Origin of the sequence: Arthrobacter sp. CAN_A2 (assembly GCF_015752045.1) — a bacterium.
In the GTDB taxonomy this organism is placed as follows: Bacteria; Actinomycetota; Actinomycetes; order Actinomycetales; family Micrococcaceae; genus Arthrobacter_D.
The window spans coordinates 1-24,914 of sequence record NZ_JADOUS010000014.1; the positions used below are offsets into that span (position 1 = coordinate 1).

A 24,914-nucleotide genomic window follows, 5' to 3' on the forward strand; every position below is an offset into this window, starting at 1 on the left:
AAACGTCGTCGTGAAGCACTCATCTCAGCGGATCTCTCTTCCAGTAACACCCTCAGTTTAAGAGGGCCCACTGTCCGAAATCCCTAGGCCGCCCACATCCGGAATCGCCGTCATGACCGTGGCCGGGAGCAGGCAGCCCGCGTGGAAGAACCCGGGGACACGACGTGCGCTCCCCGCACCCAACGTGGGGGAGTGGGACCGGTGGTATCGGGAGATCGACGCTGGGTGGGCCCCGGTCAGTTTCCGTGTCATCAAGGAACTTGAGAAGCTTCCACCGGGACGGGCGCTGGACATCGGGTGCGGCGACGGCCGGCACGCGGTATGGCTTGCCGGACGAAGTTGGCAGGTAGAAGCACTGGACTTCTCGGAGGAAGCACTCAGCATCGGGCGCGAACGGGCGTTCGCCGAAGGCATCAGCGACAACGTGACGTGGACGAACGCTGACGCCCGTGACTTCGCTCCTGAACCAGAGAGCCTGGACCTGATCCTGGTTGCTTTCCTGGACGTTCCTGCATTATCGATGGAACAGGTTATCGACCGGGCGGTAGCAGGGCTGGTCCCGGGCGGCAGGTTCCTGCTGGTCGGACACAAAGTAGGACAGGGTACCGCCGGCGCAGGGGCGCCCCGGGAGGACGAGGCGATGGTCAGCGCCAGGAGCGCTTACCGATGGCTGTCCGAGGCTGGGCTCCGGATCGAGTCCTTTGGTACCTATCCCCGGGTCATTCCGGGAGAGAGCTGGCCGGCGATCGATCACATAGTCATGGCTCGGACGCCTGACGAACCGGTACGGCCTCCCGCAGGGCGTGCGCATGGCCTAGGGAACCGATGAGACCTACCACCCAACCCACTCGGGAAGCCAGGGCTGCAGTCCGCAGATCTAGGCAGTAGCAGGTAGACGGCCACGTCAGGACAGCCCAGTTCACGACAACTCAGGCTCGAACCCTTGTTGCTCCACGCGTCGTCCCGCGATCTGAGGGGCAGCTCGTAGTTTTGGCGGGTCCCTCGGCACGGATACACAGAAGGACAGATATCTGTGTCTCTGCCGGTTTGCGCCACAACCTGTGGCGCAAACACCTTGGCGCTGACGCCAATGGGCGAAAAGTGATTGTCCAACAGGCTGATGGACAATTGCCACCAATGGTCCGGCGGGCGTCAGTTTGGGCTCAAGCTGAGTCCCATTGCAGGTCAAGAAGTTGGAGAGCGTGCATCAACTCGGGCTCGGCGCCGGTGAACGAGTGATGCTCAACGTCGGTAAGGCACGCTGATCGTGGTCCGTCCTCGGGGCGCTCGAAGACCGCCCACAGAATCAGGTCATCCCCGTGTCTGGAGCTGAACCTGACACCGTCGACGTCGGTGTTCCCGTACAGCCAGGTCGCGACGCTCTGGGTCAGCTGCCGTGGGCGAGCATCCTTCAATGCGGCCGCGTCGAAGTCGGCCAGGCCCAGGGAAAGAGCCAGCCCGATGAAGTGTGGGTAAAGGCTCGCGACGGTCTCGGACGCCGTCACGACACAGAAGGTGCCGGTGAGTGTCCCTGTTGCGATGCTTCTGGGATCAAGCCACTGCCGGGGCACGAGCCCGGGCTTGATGGTGGGATGGGAGTGTCTGTCGAGGTCGTCCTCATGGATGTCCTCGAGCTCAGTGGCTAGGTGGGCGTCCTTGCGGAAGTGGGCGAGCACCTCGAGGAGGCATGCCAGCAGATTGGAGCCGGCATAGATGGTGCGGAAATTACCGTCGGCGTCGTCCCAACGACCTGGAAACCGGCCGTCGGTGGCGTACTGCCAACCGCTCCACGCCCATGGGTCGGAGGAGAAGCCGACCCGCCAGACTGTGTAAGCTGTCTTGATCGTCGTCGGTGTCCGGGGTGGCAAGGACTAGCCTGCTGCTGCGAAAGCGCGGGCAGCTGCCAGAACTGCTGGGCCAGCGTCCTCGAGTCGTCCCTCGCGCAGCAGCCGTGCCGGTGGCACATCATCGAGCTGCGGGTTCATACCCATAAACCAGGCCTGAACGACAGGAGCAGCATCACGCTGACGGAGCAACGCCGCCACGTGGTACGCATCGCGCAGCCGCTGCACGACCTCCGCGGACGGCTTGCGCTCACCATCAGCCCACTGACGCACAGCCCGGGTTTCCTTTACAGACCCCAGATACGCCACCAACTTGGCGCCCAGGATCTCCCGCAGCTCACGCACAAGCTGATCCTCCTGAAACCGGATGGAATCCCGGTGAGCCTGAAGGTCCGTGCGCGCTCCCGCTACAGCTGTCATGTTTCAATGATCCCATGTATCCCGCATCAAATCGAGAGCTGTAAACCCCGCCAGATCACACCCACAATCACCGATAACCTATCTTATGTCAACCTAGAGTTGACAACCCCTCCTCGACGCTGCTTGAGCCGATCTGGTCGAACGCCGTAGTGAGTTCATTGGCCGTCGGCTCGGTTCGCTTCTCTGCGGTCTGCAGGCTCATTGGCTGATGACGGTCGTCAGCACCATGAGGTGGCGGCCGATCGGGAGCGATGTTGCGAGGTGTTCCTCGGCGACGAGGTCCCCGGGTTCGAGGCCGTCTGCGGCCGAGACGACAACACGTCCGGCCTTGTTGACGAGCGTCGCATTGGGTCCGAGTGCGGTCAAGGGTCCCAGAAGTGTCCGTTCGAGTGACTGGACGGAGATGTCTGCTCCTACGATTCCTATGACAGGACCACCCTGTCGTAGGACGACAGGGTGCGTGAAAGTCATGACGTACTCGTCCGTGCAGAGGAAATCGATGTAGGGACCCGTGACATGCGGTTGTGCGGTTTCGTAGGGAACACGAAACCAGTCGGCGCGCAGGTAACGCTCCATGGCGCTCGTGCTGAAATTGGCCAGGGCATCGACGCGTTCGAGGTCCGGGCCCTGCCACCACGCGATGTAGCTTTGGTCGACGGCCACCAGGCCGGAGCCCGCGACGAATCCTGCGCCCGCAATGAACCGATCAGGGTCGCTCAGCAGCGTTTGGACGGCTCGCAGAGCGAGGGCGTCGATCGCCGACCCGTGAATCTTTCCCGTGATGCCGGCCAGTTGGCGTCCCAACTCAACAGACCAGGCGGAAAGCTCCGTTTGCACACCGTCGATGCTGGTGCGGATTCGCGCCAGCGCAGGTGACAACTCCATCGTTACTTCCATGCTTAACCCTCCGTCATCGGAAGCTCGCGGGCCCTTCGCCTGAGTAGCCAGGACACCATCGTGTGAATGAGGTCCCTCGTCGCATTCTGGGCAACGAGGACGTTCCCACCGCCAATGGCTTCGGCCACCTTGTTTCTGTGCTCGACCGAGGACTTCCGGAAGGCGTCGTCAGTGTACGGCAGAACGGTGAGGGTGCCGAGGTCGGCTTGTAAGCGGACGAGCTCTCTGGCGAGGCGGGCGGAACGGGCAATCGCGCCGACTTCCAGCATGAACTCCGAATCCATCAGTCGCCATGACAGGAGCGTGTCCTCCTGCGGACGCAAGTATTGGCGCAGATGTTGTAGGTCGGACTCATCGGCGCGGCGCGCAGCGATGCCGGCGCAGGCCGAAGCGATGGCCTCGTAGTGCAACCCCAGGTCATTGATCTGTAGACGGGTCAGTGTCTGGAGGTTTTCCATGGCCAGGACCGTGGACGGCAGGTACCCATCAACGACGAAGCTCCCCCCGTTACGGCCACGGACCGTCGTGATCAGTCCACGCTCGCGAAGGATGGACAGCGCCTCCCGAGCGGTCACGGGAGAAACCCCCAAAGCCGCTGCGAGCTCCACTTCCCGCGGTAACCGCTGGCCGCCTCTGAGAAGACCTGTTTCGAGCGCCTGCTCGATCCGCCGGGTGACCTCTTCGGCCAGGCCCACGGTACGGATGGGCGCAAAGACGGCCGACAAACCCCTCGACGATGCCCGGTCCTGCTCCATGACTTCACTGTAACGAGAAGTTGGCACGACCCATATACATAATAGATATGAAGTTATAGTCTTTCATCGACGCCCTACTTGTGACGGGCTTCACACGGGACTGCGACCGGATTAGCAGTGGAGAAAGGGCCTTGTATGACTTCAGCAGCCATGCCTCAAACCTCGCAGAGGACGACCTCGTCTGTGGGGCCGGCTATCCGATTGGTCGGGCTTACCAAGAGATTCGGCGAAATGACCGCAGTAGATTCCATCGACCTCGAAATCAGGTCCGGGGAGTTTTTCTCCATGCTCGGCCCTTCCGGATCCGGAAAGACGACAGTCCTTCGTCTGATCGCTGGCTTCGACCAGCCGACCTCAGGAGTCATCGAACTCGACGGGCGGGACGTGTCCGCGCGGGCCCCGTTCGAGCGGGACGTGAACACCGTCTTTCAGGACTATGCCCTCTTCCCGCACATGAGCCTGTTGGAGAACGTGGCCTACGGGTTGAGGGTTCGAGGCGTGAACAAGGCGGTTCGCCGGCAACGGGCGGCCGAGGCGTTGGAGCAGGTCCAGCTCGGAAGCCTTTTGGACCGGCGCCCGTCCCAGCTCTCGGGCGGCCAACGACAGCGGGTCGCACTGGCCCGGGCGTTGGTTGTGCGGCCGAAAGTGCTCCTGCTCGATGAACCGCTGGGCGCCTTGGACCTCAAGTTGCGCCAACAAATGCAGGTCGAGCTGAAGGAACTGCAGCAGGACCTCGGCATCACCTTCGTCTTCGTCACCCACGACCAGGAGGAAGCGCTCACCATGAGCGACCGCATCGGGGTGTTCAACAAGGGTCAGATCGAGCAGATAGGCACTCCGGAGGAGATCTACGAACGTCCCAACGGGTCATTTGTAGCCAACTTCGTCGGGACATCGAACATCTTCTCCTCCGCTCTGAGCCAGTCCCTCTACGGCCGGAACGACCACTTCTCGGTACGTCCCGAGCGCATCCAGCTACGACCTCTCCCCTCGCAGGACGCCGACACCGGCGTCGAGGCGACGGTGAGCGCGCTGGTCTACCTCGGTCATGCCACGCAGGTCCGGGTGAGCCTTGCTGACGGGACCACAGCAGTAGCGCTCATACCGGTCACCGCCAGCAGAGGCGCAGAATTCGCCGTCGGCCAGCCCACCTTCCTCTCGTGGAACCAGCACGACGTCGTCTGGCTCCCGCAAGCATCCTGACAACTCATCCCGCTCCCTGAAAGGCATTTCCATGGCACGCACCACGTCAGCTCTGCCCCTTCTCTGCCTCACCACTGCAACGCTGCTCGCCCTGACCGGCTGCGGCACCAGCAACAGTTCCACCGACGGGCAGGCAGCGGCCCCTGAACTCACAGCGAAGGCCGAGGTCGGCGAGGGCGAAGGCAGCCTCTCCGTCCTCGCGTGGCCCGGCTATGTCGAGGACGGCACTAATGATCCGGCCGTCGACTGGGTGTCCTCGTTCGAGGAAGAGACCGGTTGCATGGTGGACTTCAAGCCGTTCGGCACCTCGGACGAAGCCGTGACGCTCATGCGCAGCGGCCAGTACGACGTCGTTTCCGCCTCGGGCGACGCTTCACTTCGGCTCATCGCCGGCGGTGACGTGGAACCGGTGAACGTCGACCTGATCGACAGTTACGAGGGGATTTACCCCTTCCTGAAGGACCAGCTCTGGAACACCGTCGATGGTGTCAATTACGGCGTACCGCACGGTTGGGGAGCGAACGTGCTGATGTACCGGGCAGACCAGGTGACACCCGCCCCCACCTCGTGGCGAAGCGTTTTCGAGGACGCCGAACAGCACTCCGGGAAAGTCACCGCTTACGACTCCCCCATCTACATCGCGGACGCAGCCCTCTACCTGATGGCCCATAACCCCGAACTCGGCATCACCAACCCCTACGCGCTGGACGCCGATCAGCTGGCGGCAGCCGTGGACCTCCTCAAAGCCCAGCGCGAGCATGTCGGCGAATACTGGTCCGACGTCGTCAAGGAAGTGCAGTCCTTCGCCAGCGGCGGCAGCGTCATTGGCACGACCTGGCAGGTCGGCGCGAATATCGCGCAAGCCGATGGTGCGGATGTGAAGACGGTACTGCCGGAAGAAGGCGCGACCGGCTGGTCCGACACCTGGATGATCGGCGCCGAATCCGAGCACAAGAACTGCGCCTACAAATGGCTCGACCACATCGCCAGCCCCGAGATCAACGCCCAGGTCGCAGAGTACTTCGGTGAATCCCCCGCCACTCCCGCCGCCTGCGAACTGACCCAGGACGCATCGCACTGCGAGACCTATCACTCCGGCGACGAGGAGTATGCGAGCCAGATCTGGTACTGGACCACGCCCGTGGCCGAATGCATCGACGGACGCACGGACGTCGAGTGCACCGACTACTCCGAGTGGACCAAGGCCTGGACGGAAATCAAGGGCTGAGCATCAAACACCAACACGGAAGGAAGAGATAGGACATGTCCGTCGACACACGCCCAGCCGTCACCGCCTCCGGGAAATCCAAGTCCCGGGCGCTGAGTGCGCTGCTGTATCGGCGGGGGCGTCTGCGTCTCGCCGGTCTCCTGACCGCCCCGGCAGCCTGGCTCATCCTGGTCTACATCGCAGCGCTGAGTGCCTTGCTCATCACCGCCCTGTGGACGGTGGACACCTTCACCGGGAAGGTGTCCACCACCTGGACGCTGGAGAACCTCATCCTGGTCACCACCGACCCCGTCTACCAGACCGTCGCATTGCGCACACTGCGGATCGCTGTCCTTGTCACCATCATCGATATGGTCCTCGCGCTTCCGATCGCCTTCTTCATCGCAAAGGTCGCCTCTGCACGTTGGCGCAGCATCCTCGTCGTGGCGATCGTGATGCCGCTATGGGCCAGCTACCTCGTCAAGGCCTACGCCTGGCGCAACGTCCTGGCCGAAGGAGGGCTACTCGAATGGATGGGCATCAACAGCCCCGGATACAGCGAGACCGCCGTCATCATCACCCTGGCCTACATCTGGCTGCCCTACATGATCCTGCCGATTCACGCCGGCTTCGAGCGGGTACCGGACTCCCTGCTCGAAGCCTCGAGCGACCTCGGCGCAAAGCCACTCGCAACGCTCCGCCTGGTCATCCTCCCCATCCTTGTGCCCTCCATCATTGCCGGCACCATCTTCACCTTCGCACTCACCCTGGGGGACTACATCACCGCTCAGATCGTCGGCGGGACCACACAGATGCTCGGGACCGTCGTCTACGCCAACGTCGGGGCGGCCAACAACTTGCCACTTGCGGCGGCCGTCGCACTGATTCCCATAGCCGTCATCATGGCGTACCTGCTCATCGTGCGGCGCACCGGCGCCCTGAACAATCTTTAGGAGTCCGGCGTGAAACTATCCAGAGGCGCCCGGATCACTCTGGGCACCATCACCGCGGCAATTCTGCTCTTCGTCTACGTGCCACTGCTCTTGGTAGTCATCAATTCCTTCAACGGCGACCGGAGCTTCGGATGGCCGCCCAGCAGTTTCACTCTGGAATGGTGGGCCCGGGCCTTCCAATCCGAGGGCGTGAGGGAAGCCCTCGCTACCTCCCTGTGGGTGGCACTGATCTCCACTGTCATCTCACTGGTCCTCGGGACTCTGCTGGCCCTCGCACTGCAGCGGCACGACTTCTTTGGCAAGGACGTCATCAATCTCCTGGTCATCCTGCCCATTGCTCTTCCTGGCATCGTCACCGGCATCGCCCTGAACAACCTTTTCACCACCGTCCTCGGGGTCTCCCTCAGCCTCTGGACCGTCATCATCGCCCACGCCACCTTCTGCATGGTGACCGTCTTCAACAACGCGATCGCCCGGCTCCGTAGGACGAACAGCAGCCTCGAGGAAGCATCTTCCGACCTTGGGGCCGGGGTCTTCACCACGTTCAGACTCGTAACGCTCCCCCAACTCCGCTCAGCCCTGGTCGCCGGCAGTCTTCTAGCCTTCGCGCTGAGTTTCGACGAAATCATCGTTACAACGTTCACCATCGGCGCCGGCCAGCAAACGTTGCCCGTATGGATCCTCAATAACCTTTTCCGCCCCAATCAAGCTCCTGTGGTCAACGTCGTCGCCGTGGTCCTGATCGTCGCATCCGTTGTCCCGGTCTGGCTCGCACAACGCCTCTCCGGCGACGCCACGGGGACAACCAAAAAGCGCAAGACCTCCGCCGTCACCCACTAAAGAGGCCCAAACCCGTTCGGGCCCGCAGGGAAGGATGAGGCCCGGCGGCGTCGCCCCTCCCCCTGCTCGTCATGACGAAGCAAGATTCGATGGTCAAGGTCATGTCAACCTACAGTCGACCCTTCGCCCTACTCGGCATGACTAAACCCGGTCTTGCCGAGTATCGCGGTGAATGCCTGCCCCCGAGCCCTCGCATCTCGGGGCAGTCCCCACCGACGACCGCGTGCAGGCTGCACATAGGGGCCCGCACGATGACCGCGCAGGGGTCGATCAAAGCCACGCATCGGACAACCACATCCCAGTCATCCCGAATAGCTCCCGGACTGCAGTGGTCGCGGCGGGTAGCCGTCACTACTGGTGATTGTGCAGACAGCGTCTGCACAATTGGGTCCGTCAGTCGGAGTCGAGCTCGAGCGCCGTAGCGATCGCCTCCGGCGACGGCAGAGCCTCCTGCTCGGCCACAGGAAGAGAGTCGTAGGTGTAGGAGGTGACGGCGAGTGGTTGGGCTGCTGCATCCAGGGCGTATCTGACGGTGTGTTCGTTCTTCGCCCCGCACACGAGGATCCCGACGGAGGGCCGCTGTCGGGGCAGTCTGATCTTGTCGTTGACCACGGAGACGTAAAAGTTCAGCTGACCGAGGTGCTCGGGCTTGAACTTTCCGGCCTTGAGCTCCACGACCACGTAGCGCTCTGTGGGAATGTGATAGAGCAGAAGGTCGATGTAGAAGTCGTCCCCTCCGACCTCGAGATGCACTTGCCGGCCGACGAACGCGAAGCCGGCCCCGAACTCCATGAGGGTCTGTGTCATGCGTGATGACATGGCTTCCTCGATGGCGGCCTCATCCGCCTCGGGGCTCAGGCCCAGGAAGTCCAGGACGAGCGGGTCTTTGGCTACTTCACGGGCCAAGCCTGTTCCTTCCTCGGGCAATCTCGCCTCGAGGTTATTGAGGGCTGATCCCTCCCGTTCGTGAAGCCGGGAGGCGATCTGGTGTTCAAGGACGGCCAGCGACCACCCGTGGCGGACACTGCGAGCCGCGTACCACTCGCGCAGATCCTGATCCGGAAGTCGCTCGAGCAGGACGATGTTGTGGCTCCAGCTGATTCGTGCAGACAGTGTCTGCACAAATGCCTCGCTCCCCTGCCACGCCTCGGCCAGGGCCCTCATGTAGTAGAGGTTCCTCCGCGAGAACCCTTTCATGTGCGGGAACTGACCGCGAAGATCATCAGCCAGGCGACCGAGTACCTTACTCCCCCACGGCTCAGCCTGTTGCTGCTGCAGGATAGTCCGGCCGATGTTCCAGTAGAGCTCGATCATCGAAGCATTGACGACGCGCTGAGCTCTCTCCTGCGCGTCCCGCACAGCGTCGGCCAGTTCGGTCAGCGTCTCCGCGTAGCTCTGCGGGAGATCAGGTTCCAGGACAGTCACGTCCCACACCCTAGTAGAGCAATCCACTCCAGACGCCGAGCACAGCAACGACGAAGCTAACCGGTACGCCTTGTCACCACGCGGACGAACCACGCCAAGCTGTGGGGATCGGGGGGTTCGCACCAACACGGTTCCGGAGCTCGCGAGAAGAGTAACTGCTCGGTGTTCTTCCGTAGCGGCTTTTATACACTATTCAAATCGGAAACGACTGTTCCCCACGGGTACCAAACCCACCCCGGCTGGCGATTACTGAAGAGCTCCTGGGCGCGGCTGATGCAATCGTAGGCATCTTGGCGTGGGTTGTCCTTCCCAGGACAAAGTTCCCTGAGTAAATCCTTTGTTCTCAGTCTTCTTTCTTCCGCCCGGATGCCATAAGTGCATACGTCCACCGGCGTGTCAGACCGAAGATGCCAACTCTTTCATAATCGACGGCCCTTGGGAAGATTCTGGAATACGACATTTGTTTACCTAAATTTCAAAAATGTTGATGACTTTCTCTCTCTATTGCGGACATTCTAAACCGGGACGTGGTTCCGGTTTTTACTGTCGAACGTTATTGTCGGGTGCGACCTTCGTCTCTCCCCCGAGATTCTTCAGCGCGCCGCGTTGCCGCTGACGCGTCGTGGGATTCCACCGTTCGTGGCTCGGTCGTGGCCGCCGCTTCCCGGCGCCGGCGGATGACCTCGGCTTGCCGCGCACCCCACCCTGAGCCCTTCACTGGTACACGGGGAGCTTCCTCGCTCTCGCCCAGGGCGGGTTCCTTCGTGTTCTTGTCCTGTGCAGTGTGGGCGGGCCCGCCCTTGACCTGAGCCACGTCCGGGGTTGTCGTACCGGCGGCGGCCTCCGCCTGCGCGCGGTGCCTGGCGATGGCGCGGGCAACGGCCGCCGACACACCATCTGTCTGCTGTGGTGCTGTCTCCGATTGTGCGGCGTCCACGATCCGTGCTTCGCGCTGCTGCGGTGCCGGCAGCGGATCACTGCTGGCGGCCCTTTCTGCGCGCATCCGGTCGATGACGCGGCGGGCTGCCGCCTGCTCGGTGCTCATCCGGTCGGCGATCGTCGCCTCGTCCGCTCCCTGCCGGATTTGCGTGGTCGTTCGCGGTGCAACGGTGGTGAGCTCGCCGTGCTTATGCAGGGCGGTCGCGCGTTTGATGAGGCGCTGCGCGGTGGGGTCGTCCCGGTACTGCTTCGGGATCAGCGCAATCTCGTGGGCGCCGATGTTGTACTGGTTCCGATACGCCTCGGTTTCGGCCGCGACACGGTGCCACTCGGCGGCCTTCGCGTCCCTCCCGGGCACAGGTCCGAGCGCGTTCGTCCACGCGGGTTGCTCTTCCGCGAGTTGCGCACCACGGACCATGACCCTCTGCCCGAGATGCGCCCGAAGCCGGTCAAGTTCGGCACGGTACGACGCCGGCACCAACGTATCTCGCAGGAGCATCGAAGGCGCAAGGTCCTCGCTGACCGTTCCGACGGAAGCTGCCTGAATACTTGCATGCATGCTTGCTTGTGGCAGTGCGACGGCGCGGAGCTGCTGCTCGTGCCGGATCGCATCACCGATGGTGACCTGGTGTGCGCTGCGGGGGTCTTCCCCGCGGGCGGTGCGCTCGATCGCGGCCTGGGCCGGGGACGAATCCTGTCGGCGTTCCAGCTCCACGGTCATCGCCTGCACTCGCCACTGATCCTTGGATGCAGTTCTCTGTGTCTCTGTGCCCGGTGATGCGGTGGGGTCGGTGGCTTGGATCCGCTGCAGGGCCGCGGTGCGTGCGTCGGTGAGCGTGTCGGTGCGCATGAGCGCGAACGGTCGTGCCGCCCACCCCTCATCCAACCCAGCGTCCATTGCCGGTTCTCCGGGCACCCTGCTCGGCAGCCCATCCCCTGCTGCGTGCTTCGTGGCTTGGTCCGCGAGGCGGGCCAGGTGCTCATCCGACACGGCTCCGAGTGGGCGCTGGTCGGCGTTGGTGAGGAGGGTGTGGGCGGCGTCGATGCGCTGCGCGAGCCGGTACGCGAGCACGGCCGCCGGGTCCTGGGCGTCACCGAAGCCGCGCAGGTGGCCGGCATCGGCATGCTGCGCGCGCCCGGTGCTGTCGTGGTTGATGCCGGTGGCTTGGGCGAGGAGGGCGGCGGGGTCGAGTCCCTGGGTTTCGGCTGCGCGCAGGTGCGTGGCGACTGCTCCCCAGGCGTCGTGGGAGGTGAACTGCACGGCGGTCCGCGGGCCAAGAACTGAAGCTGCGATGGTCCGGGTCTTGGCTTCCCATGCGGCGTTCTCCACCTCGGCGTAGACGCCGGCGAGGGTCGCGACATCCCCGGTGCGGACCGATTCTGCCCGGACTGCTTCGTGCGCGGAGAGGGTACTGTCGTGGTTCGCGGCGATCGTGGCCAGGACCCCGTCGCGGGTCACAGTCTGGTCGTTGTCGTCCCCGAGGGCGATGTAGAGGCGGTTGGTCTCGCGTCCCCGGGTGGCTGCGACGTAGGCGCCGGCCCGGTCGGTGGCTTCGTCGAGGATGGCGTGCGCGGTGTCGACGGTGGCGCCCTGGGCGCGGTGCACGGTCGCGGCGTAGCCGAGCTGGCCGTACTCGTGGAGGTATCCGGCGTCGACGGTGATCCGTCCGCGGTGGCCGGTGTGCCGGAGGGTGACCCGCTGCCGCTCCCGCCCTGCAGCCGCGTTGCCAGCTGCATCGGCAGCGGTGTCGTCAACTCGGTTACTGGCCGGGTCTGGGGTGACTTGTTCGACGGTCCAGACGTCGTTGTTCTTGACGAAGTCCTTGCCCTGGTTGACCTGCAGGGTGCGGTCGTTCTTCCGGGTCACGACGGTGTCCCCGGCGTAGGCGCGGAGCCCGTCGCGGAGGACCACGGACGGGGTTGTGTCGGTGATCGGGCCGGTGCCGCCTGCTGTGTGTGCGCCCAGGTCGCCGGTGGCGATGCGGGCGGCCTGGGCGCGGGCGTTGAGGTCGGTGACGGTGGCGTTGTCGGTGGCGATCAGCAGCGAGGCCTTGCCCGCGGCGGTGTCGGTCATCCACGCGGCGAGGGCGTCCAGCGTCATGGCCTCGGTGGTGCCGGCGGTGACGCGCTTGTTCTGGAGGTACCAGTGGAACGGGGTGTCCGCCCCTGCCGCGGGCGGTTCGCGGAGGGCCAGCGACGCGGCCGATTCGCCGTCCGTGCGGAAGCGGTGGACTTCCTCGAGCCGAACCGCCCCGACCTCGTTGTTCAGCAGCCGCAGGGCGCCTCCCGAGCCGATGGCCCCGAGCTGCCGGTCATCACCGATGGCCCTGACGACGGCCCCGTTGCGGGCGGCGACGGCGACGACGTCGGCGAGCTTCGGGGTGGTAACCATCCCGGCCTCGTCGACGATGATCACATCCCCGGCCCCGAGAGCGAAGGCACCCGCGTTCTTGTTAGCTCTGCCTTGCTGGTTGTGCGGCTGGTTGTGTTGCTGGTTGCGGTGGGCGGCGAGGAACGCATCGATGGTCGTCGCGTCGGCCCCGATGTCCCCGCTCATCACGGCTGCTGCGGCGGCGGTGGGGGCGAGTCCGATGACGCGGCCGCCGCTGTCCCGGACGGCGTCGGCGGCCAGGGACAGGCTCGTGGTCTTGCCCGCCCCGGCAGGTCCTATACCGAGGCTCAGCAGCTTCTCGTCCGTGGCGAACGCGCGCGCGAGATCGATCTGCCCCGCCGACAGGGCATGCCCGCCAGTGGTGGCCAGGGCTTCGGCGTGGTGGACGAGAACCTTCTCGAAGCGCTCGGTAGAGACGGCGGGGATGACAATCTTTTGCCCCGCGGCGAGGATCTTGTGTTCGGCGCTGAGCACTTCGTGAGAGGTGAATAGGGCAGCGCCGGCCTGCTGGAACTGACTCGACCCGTCGGCCCGCTGGAACTGGCGCAGGCGCGGGGTAATGGCCTCCGGGGTGACCTGCAGGCTGTGCGTCCCGGTGACCGCCCGGATGAGGCTATCGACGGTTTCGTCGGGGACGGTTTGTCCGGGGAAGGCTTCTTTGAGGTGCCGGCGGGTCTGGGCAATAACGTGGTTCCGGCCCCACACAGCACGCTTCGCGGAGAGCTCGTGGACAATCCCACGGGCATGCTCGTGCACGTCCAGGTCAGCAACACGGGGACCCGCCTGGGCGCCGGAACGTGCCTGGACGCTGACGGCGCGGACGTGCTCGAGGAGGTCCGACCCGACCGGCATCCCCACCCCGGTACCCAACCCCATGCCGTAGTCCTTCTGCCATTCCTGGACGAGTTCGGACAGGCGCCGGGCGCTCCTTTTCTCCGGTCGGGTTTCCAGGGTGGCCTGCTGCGCCAGGGCGATCTTCTGCTTCTCCGAGGGCGCATACCCGTGCTTCTCGGTGAACTCCGATTCGAGTCTGCTGATGGCTCCGGCGATGTCGGCGCGACGGGAAGAGGCATGGTGGATGGCGTCCAGGTCGATGCCGGCGACCTCGATGACCGGCTCACCCCCGCCACTGGTGCGGGCGACGGTGCTGACACCGAGGGACACGCAGACCTTCTCGATGACCTTCGCGTTGTACGTCTCGGAGGCCGCGACGCCCATCTTGTAGAGGGTCCGCCCGTCGACGGAAGACCACTTCCCGTCGGTGCCGCGGACCTTGTTCGCGATGACGACGTGGTCGTGCAGCTGCGGGTCGCCAGCCCGGGAGTCGTAGTGCCGGAACTGGGTGGCGACCAGACCACCCTCGACGTCGATCTGCCGGACCCCGTTCTTCCCCCGACGCGTGTAGAGGGCGTTCTTCTCAAGGAACACGATGGTCTCTTTGATGGCTTCATGATGGGCGGCCTCAACGGCCTGCCGGGCCTCGTCGCCGCCGAGCACCCACAGCAGGGACACCGATTTCGCCGGTGAGAACACCAGATCGTACCCGGCGACGGTCTGCTGCTTCGGGGTGGTCTGCGCGGTGATAAAGCGGGCGAGTTCTTCGTTGCTGCGGGCGTTCCGGCCGTGGGACTCACGGAACAACTCGCCGCCGACGCGGGAGAGGATCTCGTGCATGACCTCCCTCGAAAGCGCCTTGTCCGCATTCTCGACACCGGCCCAGGCGGGCCCGCTGGTGCGTCGGAACCGGGCGACCTCCTCGTCGATACGGCGGGTCATGTCCGTGTCGGCTTCACCGTACTGGTGGTACTTCTGACCCAGCTTGATCTGCCCGGTCGTACCGCCAGCGGCGAGGATACTCGCGGCCTCGGGGTGCAAGCCCTCACCGAAGAGGGCTTTCATCTGCGCTTCAGTGACCTCACCGGAGACCCCAAGGAGCTGCTCGGAGTGTCCGACCCACTGCCCCGGAGGCATGCCCTCGACCGTGTAGTAGTCCCCCAGCTCCCGGTCGCCAGCGCGCAGCTCGTCGGCGCTGGCGACCTCGGAGGTGTAGTAGGCGTAACCGTCCCCAGCACTGAGCTTATGGACGGTCATCACACGTCCCATCTTCGCGGGCCCAGGCGTGCTTGTCGACCTCACTTATCAAGATGCAAGAGGTGTGACAGATTGTGTTGGTTGGAGGGGTGCGAAATCGCATGGTGACGACGGAGGAGGAAACCGAGATGGAGCGCCGCGGAAACCAGTACGATTGGTCCATCGATTCTCGATGCGGTTGTGCACATGAGAATGAGCGGTGGGTAACAGCTTCACCGTTATCCACCGGTCGTTCGATTGTGTGGAACCGCAAACGGACGTTATCCACCAGGTGGGCAACGGAGAGACGCAAGGGTTATCTCGGAGCTGTCCACGTGTGGTCAACGTCCGTTAGATCCAGTCCGAGCGTCAGCGAGGCCCGCATGGGTATTTTATGGGACCGGCGGCGACGTCGGGCATGGTCTGTGATCGGTCGGGATCAGCCCATAGTCGGTGGCCGCTAACCGTTAGGTTAGGCAGTGAAAGTGCGTCGGATCGCACGTCGCGGCCGGAGCAGTGTCAGGTACAGGTTTCGAGCACACGGTGAGTGAAGGGGACGAGTCAGCATGGCAGCACCGAGGAAGTCAGCGCAGCAGGTCGCGGCACGGGAAAAGGCGAGGGCGAAAGCCCAAGAGCTGACCGAACGGCACGAACGGCTGATTGACCTGGCGGCGGAGTTCTTCGAGCAGGAGCAGCAGGCAGAGCAGATCCGCGCCGAGGCGCAGGAACGCGCCGATGCGATCCTGGCGAAAGCCGAGCAGGACGCGGAAGCGGCCGCGAAGGAAGCCGGCGCGAAGGTGCAGCAGATGCTCAACACCGGGGAGAGCCGCGCAGCGGTCGCCGCCCGGCTCGGGCTCAGTACCGCCGAGATGAAGCGGGCCCTGGACGGTGCCGGCACCTCATCCGCGGATGCCGGGAAGGCGAAGGACTCAAAGGATGCGGGAACGGCGTCGACGATCGCGGACACAGCGGACGAAGTTGCAGAGCAGGTCGCCGCCGAGACGAAGGCCGCATAGCGGATGACGCTTTAGTGGGCAGCACGAAGTGAGGGGACCGACTGGTGTGAACTGCTCCTCGGAAGTTGGACTGAGAAATTCAGTGTCGACTCCCGGGGAGCTTTTTCATGGATGCACGTAGTTCGTTGTCGGTGGATCAGCGCGAGGCCGCTGTAGCGTGGTTTGAGAAGGGCATCGCGGATACGGCGACGGCCGGTTTGCTGGGTGTGGCTCGCGGGCCGGTCAGGCGCTTGCATCGGCGGTGGAGGATCCATGGTCGAGGAGCACTGGTGACCAAGCCGAAACAGGTGTATTCATTCGAGGTCAAGCTCGCCCTGGTGGAACGGTTCATCGCGGGCGAGACGGCCTTGGATCTTGCGACGGAAGCGGGCTTGTCCTCGCCTCTGCTGCTCCAGTCGTGGGCTCGGAAGTATCGCCGCGACGGTGTGGACGCGTTGCGTCCCAAGCCCAGGGGCAGGCCCAGGAGTCCCGAGGCGCCGCCGCCGGCGGAAGTGTCTGAGCTGGAGCGGTTGCGGCGGGAGAACGAACGGTTGCGGGCGGAAGTGGCGTACCTGGGAAAAGTGCGGGCCTTGAGAGCGCAACCACGACGGTGAAGGTTCAGGCCGTCATCGCCCTCAAGGCCGACTTCCCCCCGGTGCTGCTCAAGGTCAGTGGTCTTGCCAGGTCGACGTTCTTCTACCATCAGGCCCGGCTCCTGGCACCTGATCCGCGGCAGGCGCTCAAGGAAGCGATCGCGCAGATCTTCGAGGCGAACCAGGGACGCTACGGGCACCGCCGCATCCACACCCAGCTGATCCGGCACGGGTGGGTGGTGGCGAAGAAAACGGTGCTGAAACTCATGCGGTCGCTGCGCCTGGCCTGCCAGGTCCGGCGGAAGAAGCGCTACATTTCCTACCGTGGCGAGCACGGCACGACCACGCCGAACGTGCTCGATCGCCAGTTCCAGGCCGGTGCGCCGAACCTGAAGTGGGTGACGGATGTGACCGAGTTCAGCGTCGGCGACCGGAAGCTCTATCTCTCACCGGTCATGGATCTCTTTGATCGGCAAATCATCTCCTACACGGTAGGACTCTCACCGAACCTCGAGTTGACCAACACCTCACTGCGCCAGGCCCTGGCCACGCTGAAGGACGGGCAGAGACCGTTGGTGCACTCGGACCAGGGCTTCCAATACCAGCACGCCTCCTGGCGTCGGCTGCTCCAGAACGCCGGCGCTACCCAGTCGATGTCCCGCAAGGGCAACTGCTACGACAACGCCGTCATGGAGAACTTCTTCGGACACCTCAAGGAAGAACTCTTCCACCGCGTCCGTTTCGTCAGCATCGACGCCCTCACCTCGGCGTTGCGCGAGTACGTCCACTGGTACAACACCGAGAGAATCTCGACAAAGCTCGAGGGCCTGAGCCCGGTGCAATACCGTGCTCAGACCCTCGCGGCCTAACCTTTACTTCACCAGTCCAACTTCCGGGGACCAGTTCAACGGTGCCGGCCCTTGCTCAATCACTCAAATACTCATTCACTCTTCGGCGTCGACCAGGCGTAATGAGTCTGGTCGGAGCAGTAGTTGCGGCCGAGGTTTAGTCGAGCCATTCCGGGCGGTCGGCGAGGCCGAGCCGGTAGCGCGCCGCATCCACGGAGGGGCTGTGCGGCCCGAGGGCGAGCTGAAAGGTCCGCAACTGCAAGCGGGTTCGCTGGAGTCGGAGGCGATTGGCGATCGAGCGGTCGCCGCGGCCGGGCACCCCGGCGAGGGGAGCCACGGACGGGGAGATGACCAGCGCCCCTGCGCTTGCGATGCCGCTGTAGAAGATTCGCTCGGCCCGGTTCAGTCCGTCCGGTGCCGAGAGGAAGGTGAGCAACTCGGCGGGGACAGGTTCGAGGTCAGGCTCGAGCGCGCGTAGTGCCTCAGCGAGTTCCCGGCGTGTCATCGGGAGGTCACCGGCGCCGAGGGTCTGGGCGCTGCGGGACCAGTCGGCGACGTAGGTGTCGGCCCAGTTGCGGCCGAACCGCGGGGTCAGGTCCTTGCCGACGGCTTCGTGGGCTCCAAGGAAGGCATCGGTGAAGGCCAGGTGCACCCAGCGCAGTAGCGCGGGGTCGAAGGCGGAGTAGGCGCGGCCGTCGTCGGTGGTGCCGTTGACCCGCCCGTGCATGCGGCGGACCCGCGCCGAGTCCCGCTCGGCGAGTTCCGTGGAGCCGAAGGTGACGATGGTGAGCCAGCGCGCGGTCCCGGCGAGGCGGGCCCAGGGGTCGCTGCGGTAGGAGGAGTGCCGTGCGACCCCGGCCATCGCCAGCGGGTGTGCGCCCTGGCCGAGGAGGGCCGCGACGCCGCCGACAAGGGTTGAAAGGCCCCCGTGGACCTGCCAGACGACGCCGTCGGGTTCGAACAGGCCCGGTCCCTCCCCGACCAGGGCGATGTCGCGCACCCAGTCCGGTGCTCCGGTGGGGTCACCGGAGACACGGGCACGAAACGCGCTACGGACCCGGTCGGACAGCTCGGCGGGGCGCGGTATCGAGCTCACAGGCATGATGCTCCAACGACGGTAGGTCGGGTAGGACGGACATCCCGTGCGAGAGTCCACTACGAAGCGTAGAACACGGACCTGACAGGGTGCTGGCCAATACCCTCCGTCAGTCAGTCCGTCAGAACAGTGTCGGTGCGTCCGGGTCGATGCCGGTGAGTAGCGGGCGGATGACCTTCTCGTTCCATCCGTGCTCGAGGGGGGCTGTGCGCAGTGTGAGCGACTGGGCTCGGAACTGGGCGCGGCCGACGCCGCGCCATCGGAAGGTCGAGGCGTTGGCGTGTCGGCCCTTCTGGGACCGGTCGAGCATGTTCAACGCCTGTGTACCGGGCAACAGGTGCGTTTCTGTCCCGGTACTGGCATAGACGCACAGGGGTATGTCGCAGACGTGCATGAGCGCAATTCCAGGGTGTAGTTTCTCTCCGGTGAGGTGTTCGTAGGCGTAGCGTTGCGGCCGCAGAGTTCGTTGCTCACCGTCCCTGGTCACCCAGAACCGTCCGTAGCCGTCGTCAGCGACGGCTCGGGTCCAGATCCAGCAGTCATGCGGCCGCGGGCCCTTGACGACTTTCTCCCAGAACCGGTCAGCCTCTCCCCTGCGCGTTCTCATCGCCGATCACGCCCGCCAGGACGTCAACAGACGCGTACCGGCCGCCGGACGATCGGCCAGCGGCCCTCCATCCTCACCACGCCGGCAACGACGAGGGTACCTGCGGCTGCGATCATCAGCTGTCCCCACCACGGTGCGCCGGCCGCGGTGGCGACGAACCACGCTGAAAAGAACCACAGGCCGACGGCCAACGCGCCAGCGACCTGGTCGCGGACCCGCGGAGGGATCGGCAGCAGTAACAACGGCAGCCGAAGAAAGGCACGTACAAACAGGTAGCTGTATCGGATGCTCGAGGTGAGCAACCAACGGATGAGCCGAACCATGGTGCGCTCCTAGTCCCCGACGGGTCTTGCTGGAGAAGTACAACCTCGATGACCCGCGAGCTTCGAACCCGGTTAGGTGTTGGGTCTGGCTCGAGTACGCCCCGTGGGTTTAGGTAGCCAAGTTTTTCTCGGTGAGAGAGGACAGTGCTGCGCGTAGTCGGCCGTCGGCGTCGTTGGCGACGTCGCGCACTTGGGGGCTGTCACTGAGCTGGACCATAGTCTGCGGATCAATGGCCTCGATCGTTGTATTGTCCTTATCGACGCTACGGACCACGACATTGCACGGCAGCAGGGCGCCGAGCTCGGGTTCAGCTGCTAGGGCTTTGCTGGCCAAGTTGGGGTTGCATGCCCCAAGGATCACGTAATCACCGATCGCCTCGCCGGCTTCCGCACCGAGCTTGGTGGTGAAAGTCGCTTTGACGTCGATCTCGGTCAGGATGCCGAATCCCTGATCAGCCAAGGCCTGCCGGGTACGTGCTACGGCCTCTGCATAGGGCAGCGAGACGGTGATGGCGTTCGTGTAGGTCATGCTCGGCTCCTTCAATAGGTGTTCGACGGCGTGAAACTTCCCGGCTTCTCAGGTCCGAGGTCTTCCGAGGCCAGGGCGAATTAGGCGAGGCTGAGGAACAACTTCTCGAGTTCCTTCTTGTCCAGGCTGGCGTCCTTCTGCGTGATGCACTGCTCAAGCCCCGAGGCAATGATCGCGAACCCGGCCCGATCCAGGGCCTTGGAGACCGCGGAGAGCTGCGTGACGACGTCCTTGCAGTCCTTGCCCTCCTCGAGCATGCGGACCACCGCGGCCAGCTGGCCCTGGGCTCGTTTCATGCGGTTAATGACGGGGGTCAGTTCGGTCGGGTCCAGCTGCATCGTGTTCTCCAAAGGTCGTGTCTACCTACTCAAGAGTATACCCCCACCCGTATTTTGACTACTCAGTGGGCTATCCGGAATACTCCTGGGGGTATCCACTTCAGCACCGACCGAAAAGGTTCACATGAACACCCCCACCAGTACCGCCCCCACCTTGCCTGCCTCCACTCCTGCTTCTGCGGCTTCGCCTGCCATTACGGCACTGGCGCCGGAGGAGCTGCGCTCCTGGCTCGACACCGACGCCGACAGGGGCGGTCAGCAGGACGTTGTGGTGATCGATGTGCGTTCTGCGGCAGAGTTCGAGTCCCTGCACATCCCCGGCTCCTACAACGTGCCCCTGCCCCTGCTGTCCGAGCACACCGACGAACTCGCAGCCCGCCTCGGCGCCCGAGTCGTCCTGGCCTGCCAGTCCGGGGTGCGCGCCGAGCAGGCCCGGCAGCGCCTGGCCTCATCGGGTATCAGCACCGCCCACGTCCTGACCGGCGGGGTACCCGGATACGCCGCAGCCGGCGGCGACGTCGTACGCGGTAAGGCCAGCTGGGCTCTCGAGCGGCAGGTCCGTATGGTCGCCGGGTCCCTGGTTCTCACCGGCCTGATCGGCGGACGGTTCGTTTCCCCTAAGGTCAGGGCCGTCGCCGGCGTGATCGGGACCGGGCTCACGTTCTCCGCGGCGACGAACACCTGCGCCATGGGCCGCGCCCTGTCCGTCATGCCGTGGAACAGGGCAGCCCAGGAACCCACCCGTGAATCCGCGATCCTGTCCGTGCCTGACTCCGCGTCCGGTTCCGCGGCATGAGCGCGACGCTGATCCTCGTTTTGGCCCTGTCGATCCTGATCGGTCTGTCCCTGGGCGTGCTCGGTGGTGGCGGGTCGATCCTGACGGTCCCGATCCTGGTGTACGCGGCCGGGTTCGAGGCCAAGGAAGCGATCGCGGCGTCCCTGTTCGTCGTCGGTGTCACCTCAGCGATCAGCGTCATCAGCCACGCCCGGAACGGACGCGTGATGTGGCGGACGGGGCTGATCTTCGGAGCAGCGGGTATGGCGGGCGCGTTCATCGGCGGACTGCTCGGCGGGTACATCCCCGGACAGATCCTGCTCATCGCGTTCGCCCTCATGATGGTCGCCACCTCGATCGCGATGATCCGCGGCCGCAGGAAGCCCGCGAAGGGTCACGGGACAGCCGTCGACAGCGGTAAGCGTGAGCTGCCACTCAAGCGAGTCATCCTTGATGGCGTCGTCGTCGGCCTGGTCACCGGCCTCGTCGGGGCAGGCGGCGGGTTCCTCGTCGTCCCCGCCCTGGCCCTGCTCGGCGGCCTGCCGATGTCCGTGGCCGTCGGCACCTCGCTGGTCGTGATCTCCATGAAGTCCTTCGCAGGCCTTGCCGGATACCTCACCACCGTCGAGATCAACTGGCCCCTGACACTCGCCGTGACCGCCGCGGCGATCGTCGGATCCCTCATCGGCGCGCAGCTCGCCGGCCGGATCCCCGAACAAGCGCTCCGCAAGGGTTTCGGCTGGTTCGTCCTGGTCATGGGAGCCTTCGTCCTCATCCAGCAGGCTCCCGCCGATACCCGCCTCATTTTGGCCGCAGCCGTCGCCGGTCTGGCCTTCGCAGCGCTCCTCGCATGCCGGTTCATCATCCCGGCCTGCCCCCTGAATCCCCGCAACCGCAACCTCACCAGCAACGGTCAGGCCGGTCAGGGCCGGCGAGGCCGACACCGCAGCACCCCCACACCTGCCTGATTTATCCCAACACCACCTCACCTACACCCCTCGACCCCAGCCCACCCAGAGAGGACCTCTCCATGGCAGAGATCACGATCAATGACACCAACGCCCGCCGCCCGTCCGCGCAGATCCTCGACGTCCGCGAGGACTTCGAAGTCGCCGAAGGCATGATCCCCGGCGCCCTGCACATCCCCATGGGCGACCTGCAGACCCGGCTCGGCGAGCTCGAGCAGAACATCCCGATCATCGCCGTGTGCCGCAGCGGTAACCGCTCGGCCCGCGTCGCTGACGCCCTCAAGAGCGCCGGTTTCAGTGCCGACACCATGGCCGGTGGTATGACCGCCTGGACCCGTGCAGGTCTGCCCACCACCTGACCTCCCGCAGCACCTCCGCTCGACGCCCTATCTTCCGGCACTTCCCGCACCCCCGCGCCGCGCCGTCCTGTGCTGACTTGGCGCCTCCTGGACCGGGTGCGTGGCCGGACCGCCCCGCCCCGGGCCCGGCCACGCATCCTTCCCGCACACACTCCCTCCCACCCGCAAACATCAACTCCCACCAACCTTGCGGTATACCCCTTGGGGTATTACGCTGGGCACCAGAAAGATACCCCTAGGGGTATTCGACCTCCCGAACCGAAGGAGCACCAGATGCTGATCGAACGGATCTACGACGAAGACCTCGCCCAGGCCAGCTACCTCATCGGCTGCCAGGCCAACGGCACCGCCGTCGTGGTCGACGGCCGCCGCGACATCGCCGTCTACCAGGACCTCGCCGCGAAGAACAACATGAAGATCGTGGCCGTCACCGAGACCCACATCCACGCCGACTACCTCTCCGGCACCCGGGAACTCGCCGCGGCGACCGGAGCGGAGATCTACGTCTCCGGCGAGGGCGGACCGGACTGGCAGTACGCGTTCGAGGGAACCTGCCTCCACGACGGCGACACGATCACCGTCGGCAACATCAGCATCCAGGCCGTCCACACTCCCGGGCATACCCCCGAGCACCTGTCCTTCCTGGTCACCGACGGTGCGTTCAGCAATCAGCCCGGCTACCTGCTCTCCGGCGACTTCGTGTTCTCCGGCGACCTCGGCCGCCCCGACCTCCTCGACGAAGCCGCGGGCGGCGTCGACACCCGCTTCGAAGGCGCCAAGCAGCTGTTCAAGAGCCTGCAGGAGAAGTTCCTGACCCTGCCGGACCACGTCCAGGTCCACCCCGCGCACGGAGCCGGCAGCGCCTGCGGCAAGGCCCTCGGAGCGATCCCGTCCTCGACCGTCGGCTACGAACGGCTCTACTCCTGGTGGGGCCCGTACCTTGCAGCGAACGACGAGCAGGGCTTCATCGACGAACTCCTCGACGGCCAACCCGACGCCCACGCCTACTTCGGCCGCATGAAGCGCGAGAACCGTGAAGGACCGGCCATCATGGGCGAGCGAGCACCGCTGACCGAACTGGACCCGGGCCAGGTCGCCAAGGATCTTGCCGCGGACACGGTGACGTTCATCGACACCCGCACCGCGAACGAGGTCCACGCCGGGACCGTCGCGAGGTCCCTGAACATCCCGGCGGGCGCCGCGATCGCGACCTACGGTGCGTGGGTCGTGAATCCCGAGACGGACGAGAACCCGCTCGTCCTGCTCGCCGCCAGCCAGGACCACGCACAGGAGATCCGGGACCACCTGGTCCGCGTCGGGATCGACGACGTGGCCGGGTACCTCACCAGCATCGAAGGGCTCCCGACCACCACACCTGCCCTCGTCCAGCCTGAGGACCTCGCACAGGTCGACGCGGCGATGATCCTCGACGTCCGCAACCGCACCGAGTACACCTCCGGACACGTTCCCGGGGCCCACCAGCTCAACGGCGGACGCGTCATGTGGCACCTCGACGAGCTCCCCACAGAAGGGACCATCGTCACCCACTGCCAGAGCGGTCTCCGCAACTCCGTCGCCTCCAGCGCCCTCCGCCGGGCCGGGTACGACGTCGTCGAACTCGACGGCAGCTACAACGCCTGGAAGGCCTACCAGCAGTCACACCAGGACGACCCCGCCGCCAAGTAGCACTCCAAATCGCCCGGAGCCGGCCTCCACCGGCTCCGGGCTCTAAGCCCGGGTGTGACTCCGTCTACCAGGGCCACCCCGGTCCCCAGCTCTTATCGCCGATCCTCTTTGATCTACTACAAGGTCATGCTGTTGGTACTGCCTAACTGTCACCTGTACGTGCCACCAAAACTACGGAGGACGAAGCGATAGCGACTGCGTAGGACGTCTCGAACTGAGGGCTCACTCGCCGATGGGGGAGTCATTCTGTATTTCAGGACACAGTGTGGTTGGCTGTGTTCCCTTAATATGATTCCATGTCTGCTTCTTTTGTCTTGACGCTCCTTGGCGTTGCTGCGGCGTTGCTGATCTTTCGATTGGTCGTGCCGGGCCTGCCCGCGACCGGGATCACCCGGCGATTGTCCACACTGGATCTCACCCTGACGGTCGTAGGTGTTCTCGGGCTGATTCTGCACTGCGCCTCTATGTTCTTCCGCCCGATAGTCGCCGCAATACCCGGCAGCAGCAGTGTGATCAGTCAGATCAACTCGATGGGTACGGAAAGTATGATCTGGTTCGCGATCCCAGCACTACTGGTCTTGATAGGCCTACGCCGTCAGCACTGGGTCGCGCTCATCCTCCTGACAGGATCACTGCTGGCGGTAGGCGTCACCATGTACAACGGAACCGCACTCTCCACCCACCTCGACACCATCTTCGCCGCGGGCGTGATCATCGCTGCAACGGTATTCCTCCTCAGCACACCCCCTTGGCAGCGCACGGGTCTGCTGCACGGATAGGTGACATCTGATCTGGCTTGCCGGAAGGCGGGCCTGGAAGGATGTTGTTGTGCCAAAGCCTTACCCAGACGAG

Annotated in this window: 24 protein-coding genes; 13 read left to right on the forward strand and 11 right to left on the reverse strand. The window is 64.7% G+C overall.

Annotation, left to right across the window (positions count from 1 at the left end; translation table 11 throughout):
• The first annotated feature begins 184 nt into the window (after nt 1-184).
• Nucleotides 185-829 carry a class I SAM-dependent methyltransferase gene (locus IWX63_RS14960; RefSeq protein ID WP_199278953.1) on the forward strand — a complete coding sequence of 215 codons (645 nt, stop codon included), beginning with the start codon at nt 185-187 and terminating at the stop codon, nt 827-829.
• 334 nt (nt 830-1,163) lie between these two features.
• Here the strand turns inward: IWX63_RS14960 and IWX63_RS14965 are convergent, their stop codons facing one another.
• From IWX63_RS14965 to IWX63_RS14980, 4 genes are all read right to left on the reverse strand, one after another.
• A complete protein-coding gene (locus IWX63_RS14965) occupies nt 1,164-1,868 on the reverse strand; it encodes an RES family NAD+ phosphorylase (protein ID WP_199278954.1) in 705 nt (234 codons plus the stop codon).
• 3 nt (nt 1,869-1,871) lie between these two features.
• Nucleotides 1,872-2,264 (reverse strand): hypothetical protein, encoded by a 393-nt coding sequence (locus IWX63_RS14970; RefSeq protein ID WP_199278955.1) that lies wholly within the window; start codon nt 2,262-2,264, stop codon nt 1,872-1,874.
• Between the two features lie 198 nt (nt 2,265-2,462).
• A complete protein-coding gene (locus IWX63_RS14975; protein ID WP_199278956.1) occupies nt 2,463-3,161 on the reverse strand; it encodes a cache domain-containing protein in 699 nt (232 codons plus the stop codon).
• A 2-nt stretch (nt 3,162-3,163) separates the two neighbouring features.
• The gene (locus IWX63_RS14980; RefSeq protein WP_199278957.1) at nt 3,164-3,916 is read right to left on the reverse strand and encodes a FadR/GntR family transcriptional regulator; all 753 of its coding nucleotides are present in this window, start codon (nt 3,914-3,916) and stop codon (nt 3,164-3,166) included.
• Between the two features lie 135 nt (nt 3,917-4,051).
• Between IWX63_RS14980 and IWX63_RS14985 the strand changes: the two genes are divergently transcribed.
• Genes IWX63_RS14985 through IWX63_RS15000 form a run of 4 tightly spaced genes read left to right on the forward strand, consistent with a single transcriptional unit; the run spans nt 4,052 to nt 8,119 of the window.
• The gene (locus IWX63_RS14985; protein ID WP_334685907.1) at nt 4,052-5,119 is read left to right on the forward strand and encodes an ABC transporter ATP-binding protein; all 1,068 of its coding nucleotides are present in this window, start codon (nt 4,052-4,054) and stop codon (nt 5,117-5,119) included.
• A 31-nt stretch (nt 5,120-5,150) separates the two neighbouring features.
• Nucleotides 5,151-6,347, forward strand: coding sequence for an ABC transporter substrate-binding protein (locus IWX63_RS14990; protein ID WP_199278958.1), 1,197 nt, complete (start codon nt 5,151-5,153; stop codon nt 6,345-6,347).
• 35 nt (nt 6,348-6,382) lie between these two features.
• Nucleotides 6,383-7,279, forward strand: a complete 897-nt coding sequence (locus IWX63_RS14995; protein ID WP_199278959.1) for an ABC transporter permease — start codon at nt 6,383-6,385, stop codon at nt 7,277-7,279.
• A gap of 9 nt (nt 7,280-7,288) precedes the next feature.
• A complete protein-coding gene (locus tag IWX63_RS15000; protein WP_199278960.1) occupies nt 7,289-8,119 on the forward strand; it encodes an ABC transporter permease in 831 nt (276 codons plus the stop codon).
• Between the two features lie 393 nt (nt 8,120-8,512).
• Here the strand turns inward: IWX63_RS15000 and IWX63_RS15005 are convergent, their stop codons facing one another.
• Both IWX63_RS15005 and mobF read right to left on the reverse strand, forming a co-directional pair.
• Entirely contained in the window at nt 8,513-9,544 is a 1,032-nt protein-coding gene (locus IWX63_RS15005) for a PDDEXK nuclease domain-containing protein (RefSeq protein ID WP_199278961.1), read from the reverse strand.
• Between the two features lie 553 nt (nt 9,545-10,097).
• Nucleotides 10,098-14,966 (reverse strand): MobF family relaxase, encoded by a 4,869-nt coding sequence (mobF, locus tag IWX63_RS15010; RefSeq protein WP_199278962.1) that lies wholly within the window; start codon nt 14,964-14,966, stop codon nt 10,098-10,100.
• Between the two features lie 545 nt (nt 14,967-15,511).
• Here mobF and IWX63_RS15015 point away from each other — a divergent pair.
• From IWX63_RS15015 to IWX63_RS15025, 3 genes are all read left to right on the forward strand, one after another.
• Nucleotides 15,512-15,961, forward strand: a complete 450-nt coding sequence (locus IWX63_RS15015; RefSeq protein WP_199278963.1) for a hypothetical protein — start codon at nt 15,512-15,514, stop codon at nt 15,959-15,961.
• A gap of 269 nt (nt 15,962-16,230) precedes the next feature.
• Nucleotides 16,231-16,554: a helix-turn-helix domain-containing protein gene (locus IWX63_RS15020; protein ID WP_199278964.1), complete on the forward strand. Its 324-nt coding sequence runs from the start codon at nt 16,231-16,233 to the stop codon at nt 16,552-16,554.
• Nucleotides 16,551-17,402 (forward strand): IS3 family transposase, encoded by an 852-nt coding sequence (locus IWX63_RS15025; protein WP_199278965.1) that lies wholly within the window; start codon nt 16,551-16,553, stop codon nt 17,400-17,402. The genes IWX63_RS15020 and IWX63_RS15025 overlap by 4 nt, the downstream gene beginning before the upstream one ends.
• A 136-nt stretch (nt 17,403-17,538) precedes the next feature.
• Here the strand turns inward: IWX63_RS15025 and IWX63_RS15030 are convergent, their stop codons facing one another.
• From IWX63_RS15030 to IWX63_RS15050, 5 genes are all read right to left on the reverse strand, one after another.
• On the reverse strand, nt 17,539-18,477 hold the full coding sequence (locus tag IWX63_RS15030; protein ID WP_199278966.1) for an oxygenase MpaB family protein: 939 nt from the start codon (nt 18,475-18,477) through the stop codon (nt 17,539-17,541).
• A gap of 121 nt (nt 18,478-18,598) precedes the next feature.
• Entirely contained in the window at nt 18,599-18,811 is a 213-nt protein-coding gene (locus IWX63_RS16855) for a hypothetical protein (RefSeq protein WP_334685908.1), read from the reverse strand.
• Between the two features lie 296 nt (nt 18,812-19,107).
• Nucleotides 19,108-19,407, reverse strand: a complete 300-nt coding sequence (locus IWX63_RS15040; protein ID WP_199278968.1) for a hypothetical protein — start codon at nt 19,405-19,407, stop codon at nt 19,108-19,110.
• A gap of 109 nt (nt 19,408-19,516) precedes the next feature.
• Nucleotides 19,517-19,936: a DUF302 domain-containing protein gene (locus tag IWX63_RS15045; protein ID WP_199278969.1), complete on the reverse strand. Its 420-nt coding sequence runs from the start codon at nt 19,934-19,936 to the stop codon at nt 19,517-19,519.
• Nucleotides 19,937-20,016: 80 nt separating this feature from the next.
• Entirely contained in the window at nt 20,017-20,274 is a 258-nt protein-coding gene (locus tag IWX63_RS15050) for a metal-sensitive transcriptional regulator (protein WP_199278976.1), read from the reverse strand.
• Between the two features lie 124 nt (nt 20,275-20,398).
• On the opposite strand from IWX63_RS15050, the gene IWX63_RS15055 reads away from it, so the two are divergent.
• The 5 genes from IWX63_RS15055 (at nt 20,399) to IWX63_RS15075 (ending at nt 24,841) form a co-directional block, all read left to right on the forward strand.
• The gene (locus IWX63_RS15055) at nt 20,399-21,070 is read left to right on the forward strand and encodes a rhodanese-like domain-containing protein (protein WP_199278970.1); all 672 of its coding nucleotides are present in this window, start codon (nt 20,399-20,401) and stop codon (nt 21,068-21,070) included.
• The gene (locus IWX63_RS15060) at nt 21,067-22,017 is read left to right on the forward strand and encodes a sulfite exporter TauE/SafE family protein (protein WP_199278971.1); all 951 of its coding nucleotides are present in this window, start codon (nt 21,067-21,069) and stop codon (nt 22,015-22,017) included. The genes IWX63_RS15055 and IWX63_RS15060 overlap by 4 nt, the downstream gene beginning before the upstream one ends.
• A 62-nt stretch (nt 22,018-22,079) precedes the next feature.
• Nucleotides 22,080-22,376: a rhodanese-like domain-containing protein gene (locus IWX63_RS15065; RefSeq protein ID WP_199278972.1), complete on the forward strand. Its 297-nt coding sequence runs from the start codon at nt 22,080-22,082 to the stop codon at nt 22,374-22,376.
• Between the two features lie 273 nt (nt 22,377-22,649).
• Nucleotides 22,650-24,062: an MBL fold metallo-hydrolase gene (locus IWX63_RS15070; protein WP_199278973.1), complete on the forward strand. Its 1,413-nt coding sequence runs from the start codon at nt 22,650-22,652 to the stop codon at nt 24,060-24,062.
• A 296-nt stretch (nt 24,063-24,358) separates the two neighbouring features.
• A complete protein-coding gene (locus IWX63_RS15075; protein ID WP_199278974.1) occupies nt 24,359-24,841 on the forward strand; it encodes a hypothetical protein in 483 nt (160 codons plus the stop codon).
• Nucleotides 24,842-24,914: the final 73 nt, after the last annotated feature.